The organism is uncultured Methanobrevibacter sp. (assembly GCF_947169325.1).
GTDB lineage: Archaea > Methanobacteriota > Methanobacteria > Methanobacteriales > Methanobacteriaceae > Methanocatella.
In genome coordinates, this window is sequence record NZ_CAMVPN010000103.1 from 1 (window position 1) to 6,978 (window position 6,978).

Below are 6,978 nucleotides of genomic sequence, written 5' to 3' on the forward strand. Positions count from 1 at the left end.
CCATTAAGACTAATTCCAGTACCATTCAAAAGACCAGACAAATCAATACCAGTACCATTAAGACTAATTCCAGTACCATTCAAAAGACCAGAAAGATCAAAAGTAGATGTGCCAAAATCAATTTCAGTAATATTTAACAATTCAGGCAAATTAATACCTGTATTCATTAAACCAGACAAATCAATGCTAGTTCCATCAAGACTAATTCCAGTACCATTCAACAGTCCAGAAAAATCAAAATTTAACCAGTTACTGGAATCATTTCCTTTAAGAACAATTGAATCATCAATAGCATCTACAGAAACAATGTTAGACTCCTCAACAGATACATGTTCATCAACATCCTCTACAGATACAACACTAGCATCATCAACAGATATTGGTCCATCAACATCCTCTACAGATACAACACTAGCATCATCAACAGATAGCGGTTCATCAACACTATCTAAAGATATAACGCTTGAATCATTAACGTCAGAGATTGCAATAACATCAACCACATCATCAGTAGCGCTTACTGCAGTCATGGCAATTAATGAAACAAAGAGTATTGAAATTAATAACAACGTTTTATTAATTTTTATAATATTATTACCCCCAATTTATATAAAAAATCATAATTATTAATTCATCGCATATTCTGAAAGTTCTTCATTAATTGAAAAAAAACTTTAAACACGAGTCTTCATAATATAATTAAACATTATATTATTTATAAATTAGATTATATATACATTGCTTTTTAACCCTTCAAAAAAGCTGCGGTTTTTGCTTGGAAATATCATTAGGAAAGTATTTAAATCATGTTGAAACAATTTCATGGAATAACTCTGATAAGAACATGAAAAATAAGTTTTAAGAGATTGTAATTAAAAAAATAAGTAAAAAAAGTAAGAAATAAGAGAATTATTTCTTAATGGAGTTAATTGCACTTTGTGCACCTTGCTTTACAAAACCGCTTTCATCATCAAGCAGTTTTTCAAGTGCAGGAAGGGCTTTTTCATCACCAATGTTTCCAAGAGCCCAAGCAGCCGCTCCCCTTACTCTCCAATCTTCGTCATCCAAAATTTCAATTAAAGGATCAACAGCAGGTTCGCCCATACGGCTTAAAGCAGTAGATGCTTCTCTTCTTACAAGCTTGTTGTTGTCTTTTAATGTTTCAATCAAAGCAGGAATGGCTTTAGGGTCATTGAATGCACCGAGCAATGTTGCAGCATGCATTCTGATATTTTTCTTTCTGCTGGACAATGCATCAATCAATGAATCTAATGATTCATCTTTTCTTAATTCCAATTCTCCAATAACATCTTCAACAACAAAATCATCTTTGTCATTTAATAGCTCAATTAGTTCATCGATACTTCTTTCCATTTTAATCTCTCCCGATTCAACAAGGAAAATCTAACCTTATTTTTGTAATTACTCATTATTATATTGATTGAGATATAAATATATTTCGATAACATACGAACAAATTTTAATGTAACTTAAATACGATAACATCAATATAATTAATAGTACACAAAATTGTATTCAAGGTATAAATAATGTATAAAATCGCAGTAATTAGTGGAGATGGAATAGGTAAGGAAGTAATGGAATGTTGCGAGTATCTGCTCGACAAAATAGACATAAATTTTAGTTTTGAATATGGGGAAGCAGGTTTTGAATGTTTCAACAAAAACGGAACAACACTGCCCGAGGAAACATTGAAAATCGCCAATAAAAGTGATGCGGTACTCTTCGGAGCGTCAACTTCAACACCAGGAGAGCCTAGCCCAATCATAAACCTGAGAAAAGAACTTAACGTTTATGCAAACATCAGACCAATAAAATCATATAAAGGCGTAAAATGCCTAAGAGAGGATATAGATTTCGTAATAGTTCGTGAAAACACCGAAGGCCTGTACTCTCAAGTCGAATACGGCGATGAAAACAGGATGTTTGCTGAGAGAATCATTACCCGAAAAGCTTCCGAGAGAATCTCAAAGGTGGCTTTCAATTTATGTGAAAAAAGAGGAGAATCCCAAGTTACCTGCGTTCACAAAAGCAATGTCCTCAAAAAGACAGACGGTGTTTTCAAGGAGAGCTTCTACAACATAGCCAAGCATTATCCCCACATCAAAACTGAAGACTATTATGTCGATGCAATGGCAATGTATCTGATTACACAGCCTCAAAACTTCGATGTCATTGTGGCAAGCAACCTCTTTGGAGACATTCTATCTGATGAAAGTGCAGGGCTCGTTGGAGGACTCGGACTTGCGCCTTCAGGAAATATCGGAGATCACAACGGCCTGTTCGAACCAGTACACGGCTCAGCACCAGACATTGCCGGGAAAAACATTGCAAATCCATGTTCCATGATACTGTCCGCTTCAATGATGCTTGATTATTTGGGAGAAGGAGAAACTGCAAACAGCATTAAGACTGCAGTGGAGAAGGTCATTGCAGAATGCAAAATAAGGACACCAGACCTTGGAGGAGATGCAAGCACAATGGATGTTACCAAAGCTATTGTCAAGGAGTTAATCTAATGTTAAATATCACTACTTTTTTAGATGCAAATTCAAAACGTTTGGATAAGGATGTGTTGTACAATCCAACAACAGGCAACAAATTCAAATCCGGTGAAATTCTCTCAATCGTTTCCCATATTGGACGTGAATTAAAGGATTTGGGAATCAATAAAGGAGACAGGGTTTTAATATATTTGGCAAACTCAGAGGAATATCTGTTTTCACTTTTTGCAATATGGAGAATAGGTGCAATAGCAATTCCAACAAATAGGGTTTTCACCGCTTCAGAGCTTGAATACATAGTAAGCGATTCAAAAGCCAAACTGATGATTACCGATGCAGATGCCGAGAGAATCATTGACATTAACACTTACATTCCGCAAAACATAATTGATTTTAAGAATTCCGAAGTCCTTGAAGCGGAAGCTACAGACTGGGATGACTTATGTCAATTGCAGTACACTTCAGGAACAACCGGCAAGCCTAAGGGCGCCATGCTAACCCATGGAAACTACTTTACTGCAATCCACAATGAATGCGATGTATTGACATTAAAACAGGACGACGTGTTTTTAGGAATCTATCCAATGGCGCACGTAGGTCTGTCATGGGCAATATCAGCACTAAGGGCAGCTGCATTTTATATTTTAATCGAACAGTTTGACATGGACGAATATCTTAAGCTATGTGAAAGTGAAAAGGTCACAGTTTTAAGTGGAATGCCTCCAGTAATTCATTCACTGACAACAATGGATGCCCGCAAACACCTGAAAACCGTTCGTGAAATCATATCAGGTGGAGGCCCGCTTCACAAGAAGATATGGAAGGATTTCCACCAGACATACCAAATACCAATCATCAACGCGTACGGACTGTCAGAAACAATTGTGATCGGAACCGGAACAGTCATCAGACCCGAAGACTACTGGGAAGCCGATAGATTCGAAAGCGTAGGTCATCCTGTATGCTTTTCAGAAGTTAAAATAGTAGATGAAATTGATTCTTCAATAACCATGGGAAAATACGAACAGGGAGAAATTGCCTTAAGAGGTCCTGCAATAGCAAAAGGATATTGGGGAAATGAGGAAAAAACAAAAGCATCCTTTTTGGACGATGGATGGTTCTTGACCGGAGATATTGGATATCTTGATGAGGACAATCGTCTGTTCATTACTGACCGTAAAAAAGATATGATTGTAATGAGCGGATGGAAAATCTATCCAACAGAAGTTGAAGAAGTATTGATTAAATATCCAGCAGTCAAGGAAATAGCTATTTTCAGCATAAACGATGTTCACAGAGGTGAAATGCCAGTTGCAGCAGTAGTCTGGGAAAATGAAGCTGATGATGAAGGACTAATCGAATATGCCCGCAAGAACCTGTCCAGATATAAGGTCCCTAGAAAGATTTTTGCGCTTGACGAGCTTCCAAGAGTAAACGGTTGGAAATTGCTCAGAAGAGAGCTTAGAAAAATGTTTAAAAATTAAAAAAAAAGGAGTAACTATGATTTATTTGAAAATCATAGTTCCGATACCATCGGTAGTGAATACTTCTAAAAGCAAGGAGTGTTTTTTACGCCCGTCGATTATGTGACAGGATTCAACACCGTTTTCAATAGCTTTAACACAGGTTTCGATTTTTGGAATCATTCCACCGGAAATGACTCCCTCTTCTATTAAACCTGGAACTTCAGCTATTCTAATTTTTTTAATTAATGAATCAGGGTCATTAGGATCCCTTAAAACACCCGGAACATCAGTCAATATTATTAACTTTTCAGCCCCCACTGCACTTGCAACCTCACCTGCTGCAGTATCTGCATTTAAATTCAGGCTTGTTCCATCCCTTGCAATACCTACCGGAGATATCACAGGAATATAATCATTATCTACAAACATGTCAAGCAAATCAGTGTTGATGCAGTCAACTTCACCTACAAGACCCAAATCAACGATTTCCTCATCGATTTTACTTACAGGCTTTTTATGTGCAAATATCAGGCTTGAATCCTTTCCGGATACGCTGATTGCATCACCGTCATGTTTGATGAGTTCAGATACGATTTCTGTTGAAATCTTACCTACCAATACCATTTCAATGATTTCCATGGTCTCTTCATCAGTTACCCTTAAACCTTTGATGAATTTTGGCTCTTTTCCAAGTTTATCCATTGATCTTGAAATTTCAGGACCTCCCCCATGCACAATGAGAGGTTTCATTCCTACATATTTGAGTAAAACAGTATCACGAGCTGTAGATGACTTTGCTTCATCATCCACCATTGCATGTCCACCATACTTAATTAAAATTTTCTTGCCATGAAACTTTTTAATGTAAGGCAAAGCTTCAATTAAAACATCTATATCTTTCATCTAATCACTAACAATAATATTTTATTTAATAGTTTATAAAATTAAGCATATGGACGATGTTAAAAAATATCTTTTGGACCTTGGTGTGAGCAAAGTTGGTTATGCTGATGTTGATGGACTTGCCAGCGAATTTGTTGACCTACCCAATGGAATCAGCCTTGTTTTGAAATTGCCGAAAAAGGCAATGCAACTGGTTGAAGACGAAGATTATGTGGAGTACTGGAAATGCTTTCACGCACAGATTGCAAAACTGACCGAAATAGCACTCAAAGGCGAAGAGTTTATCAAAAATCAGGGCTTTAATGCATTTGCCCTGACAATGACACGAAATGAATGTGACATGGAAAAATTGCTGAGCATCCTTCCATATAAGACAATAGCCACAAAGTCTGGCCTTGGTTGGATTGGAAGATCAGCACTCTTTGTAACCCCCGAATACGGGTCTGCGGTTGCTCTTGGCGCAATACTGACTGACATGCCTCTTGAATTCGGCGAACCGATTACAGACTCCGAATGTGATGAGTGTGAAAACTGCCAGAAGGCCTGTCCGGTCGGTGCAATAAACCCTCAAAAATGGAACGACAGATTGAATAGGGAAGATATCATTGACATTGAAGTTTGCGGAGAATACATCATTGACCAGTACAAGAACGGTTTGGGATGCACAAAGTGCATGAGTGAGTGCAAGCTCACTCAGGAATATTTAAATCGCTGAGAAACTCATCTGCTTCTTCAAGAATCTCATTTTTAACATAGATGCACTCTTCATAATAGAACTCATCATTATGTTGACTAGCTAATTTGAGGTGTTCATCCAAATATTTTAATGATACTTCCTTTATATTACCGTTATGAGAATTCAAATATTTATAAAAGTCAGTGAAATCAAATTCACTGAAAAATTCCTCATAAAAAGAAATCCAAGCAAATTCTTTTAAATAATTTTTACCTTTAGAAGTGATTTTGTATGCCTCACCCAATGTAACATTATTATCTGCAAGCCTTTTTAGGAGTTCTTTTTTAGAACCCTCTATTTCAAGTCCAGCATCATACAAAATTTTCTTCAGATAAGGTTTAGAAGACTTCAAAGAATCTTTTAACCAATCAATTTCTATGATTCCCTCTTTTATAATGAAATTAGACTCCAGTAAAAGACGGGTTAATACTTCCGGAGAAGCTAACGATTCCAAAGTTACTCCATTTAAAGCATCGTAATAATTATCACCATAATCTAAAGCTTCTAGAATTAGATACCTTTCCCAAATATAGTTTGGAGAACCCTTTTCATAAGCAGTATCATCTAACCTAAATTTATTTTCAAGCCCATCCATAACAAATTCCTTAATAACTCCTCATCATAACCCAATTCATCATTTTCCCAATCAGTGAAATCTTCAAGAAATGATTCATTAATATTCAAATAACCTAATTCCCCTTCTTCTACAATCTTCTTTTCATTTCCATCTTCACAAATTTCATAATTTATTTTTGACATGTAAAACACCTGCCCTATCTAATTTAGTTCATTAATTAATTTCCATAAATTAAGCTAAATTTTACAATATGGCATCAATTTTGAAATCCAAGCACAATTTTAGAAAGTAATTAAAAAATACTTCTCCATTTTTATCCTATCGCCATTTAGAGAAGTTATTGAAATTACTATATTGTATAACTCTTAACATATATAAAGAAAATGAGAGAGCAATTGAAAAGTAATATTTTCAAGTGTAAAAAAAGAAGGGTAGGAGTTGAAAAACCCCTATAATCCACATTTGAATTTAAACCTATATTCCTGGTTTACGATTTCCATTCCAATAAAGGAACCTTTTAAGATGTCTGCAACTTTCTGCAAGTCACTAGCGGTTATTTCACTACCATTTCCGATAGGAGAAAAAAATGTAATTTCATCATCGGTTATGAGATAGTTCAGAAGTTTTGTGTTTTCTTTTTGGTATTTTTCAACAATTGCTAAAATTTCTTCTTCAGTTTCCTTATCTAAGTTTGTCATAATATCACCTTAAAAAATAGTTAATCGTGGAAGTATTTATATTTTTTCAATTGAATCTACATACTAATAGTTA

The 6,978-nt window shown here is 35.6% G+C and carries 9 protein-coding genes; 3 read left to right on the top strand and 6 right to left on the bottom strand.

Translation table 11 applies throughout. The annotated features are described in order from the left end of the window. Both Q0W26_RS10760 and Q0W26_RS10765 read right to left on the bottom strand, forming a co-directional pair. Positions 1–530 (bottom strand): hypothetical protein (locus Q0W26_RS10760; protein ID WP_298525131.1); only part of this gene is annotated, 530 nt, incomplete at its 3' end. 379 nt (positions 531–909) lie between these two features. Continuing rightward, positions 910–1,374: a HEAT repeat domain-containing protein gene (locus tag Q0W26_RS10765; protein WP_298525134.1), complete on the bottom strand. Its 465-nt coding sequence runs from the start codon at positions 1,372–1,374 to the stop codon at positions 910–912. A gap of 176 nt (positions 1,375–1,550) precedes the next feature. Between Q0W26_RS10765 and aksF the strand changes: the two genes are divergently transcribed. Both aksF and Q0W26_RS10775 read left to right on the top strand, forming a co-directional pair. After that, on the top strand, positions 1,551–2,540 hold the full coding sequence (gene aksF / locus Q0W26_RS10770) for a homoisocitrate dehydrogenase (protein ID WP_298525137.1): 990 nt from the start codon (positions 1,551–1,553) through the stop codon (positions 2,538–2,540). Next, positions 2,540–4,009 (top strand): class I adenylate-forming enzyme family protein, encoded by a 1,470-nt coding sequence (locus tag Q0W26_RS10775; RefSeq protein WP_298525140.1) that lies wholly within the window; start codon positions 2,540–2,542, stop codon positions 4,007–4,009. The genes aksF and Q0W26_RS10775 overlap by 1 nt, the downstream gene beginning before the upstream one ends. Positions 4,010–4,030: 21 nt before the next feature. Here Q0W26_RS10775 and argB read toward each other — a convergent pair whose 3' ends face one another. Beyond that, complete coding sequence (argB, locus tag Q0W26_RS10780) at positions 4,031–4,894, bottom strand: acetylglutamate kinase (RefSeq protein ID WP_298525142.1); 864 nt, start codon at positions 4,892–4,894, stop codon at positions 4,031–4,033. Positions 4,895–4,943: 49 nt separating this feature from the next. Here argB and Q0W26_RS10785 point away from each other — a divergent pair, with 49 nt between their 5' ends. Continuing rightward, on the top strand, positions 4,944–5,609 hold the full coding sequence (locus Q0W26_RS10785) for a reductive dehalogenase domain-containing protein (protein WP_298525144.1): 666 nt from the start codon (positions 4,944–4,946) through the stop codon (positions 5,607–5,609). On the opposite strand, the gene Q0W26_RS10790 is transcribed toward Q0W26_RS10785, so the two are convergent. The 3 genes from Q0W26_RS10790 to Q0W26_RS10800 all read right to left on the bottom strand — a co-directional run bounded on the left by Q0W26_RS10790 (position 5,584) and on the right by Q0W26_RS10800 (position 6,905). Next, positions 5,584–6,225 carry a hypothetical protein gene (locus Q0W26_RS10790; RefSeq protein WP_298525146.1) on the bottom strand — a complete coding sequence of 214 codons (642 nt, stop codon included), beginning with the start codon at positions 6,223–6,225 and terminating at the stop codon, positions 5,584–5,586. The genes Q0W26_RS10785 and Q0W26_RS10790 overlap by 26 nt on opposite strands. Next, positions 6,195–6,389 (bottom strand): hypothetical protein, encoded by a 195-nt coding sequence (locus Q0W26_RS10795; RefSeq protein ID WP_298525149.1) that lies wholly within the window; start codon positions 6,387–6,389, stop codon positions 6,195–6,197. The genes Q0W26_RS10790 and Q0W26_RS10795 overlap by 31 nt, the downstream gene beginning before the upstream one ends. Positions 6,390–6,656: 267 nt before the next feature. Then, positions 6,657–6,905 (bottom strand): hypothetical protein, encoded by a 249-nt coding sequence (locus Q0W26_RS10800; protein ID WP_298525151.1) that lies wholly within the window; start codon positions 6,903–6,905, stop codon positions 6,657–6,659. Between the last annotated feature and the right edge of the window lie 73 nt (positions 6,906–6,978).

Excerpts from the sequence above, each read along its gene's own strand:
- aksF (WP_298525137.1), top strand. The coding sequence starts at position 1,551 with ATGTATAAAATCGCAGTAATTAGTGGAGATGGAATAGGTAAGGAAGTA.
- Q0W26_RS10795 (WP_298525149.1), bottom strand. The coding sequence starts at position 6,389 with ATGTCAAAAATAAATTATGAAATTTGTGAAGATGGAAATGAAAAGAAG.
- Q0W26_RS10785 (WP_298525144.1), top strand. The coding sequence starts at position 4,944 with ATGGACGATGTTAAAAAATATCTTTTGGACCTTGGTGTGAGCAAAGTT.
- Q0W26_RS10800 (WP_298525151.1), bottom strand. The coding sequence starts at position 6,905 with ATGACAAACTTAGATAAGGAAACTGAAGAAGAAATTTTAGCAATTGTT.
- argB (WP_298525142.1), bottom strand. The coding sequence starts at position 4,894 with ATGAAAGATATAGATGTTTTAATTGAAGCTTTGCCTTACATTAAAAAG.
- Q0W26_RS10775 (WP_298525140.1), top strand. The coding sequence starts at position 2,540 with ATGTTAAATATCACTACTTTTTTAGATGCAAATTCAAAACGTTTGGAT.
- Q0W26_RS10790 (WP_298525146.1), bottom strand. The coding sequence starts at position 6,225 with ATGGATGGGCTTGAAAATAAATTTAGGTTAGATGATACTGCTTATGAA.
- Q0W26_RS10765 (WP_298525134.1), bottom strand. The coding sequence starts at position 1,374 with ATGGAAAGAAGTATCGATGAACTAATTGAGCTATTAAATGACAAAGAT.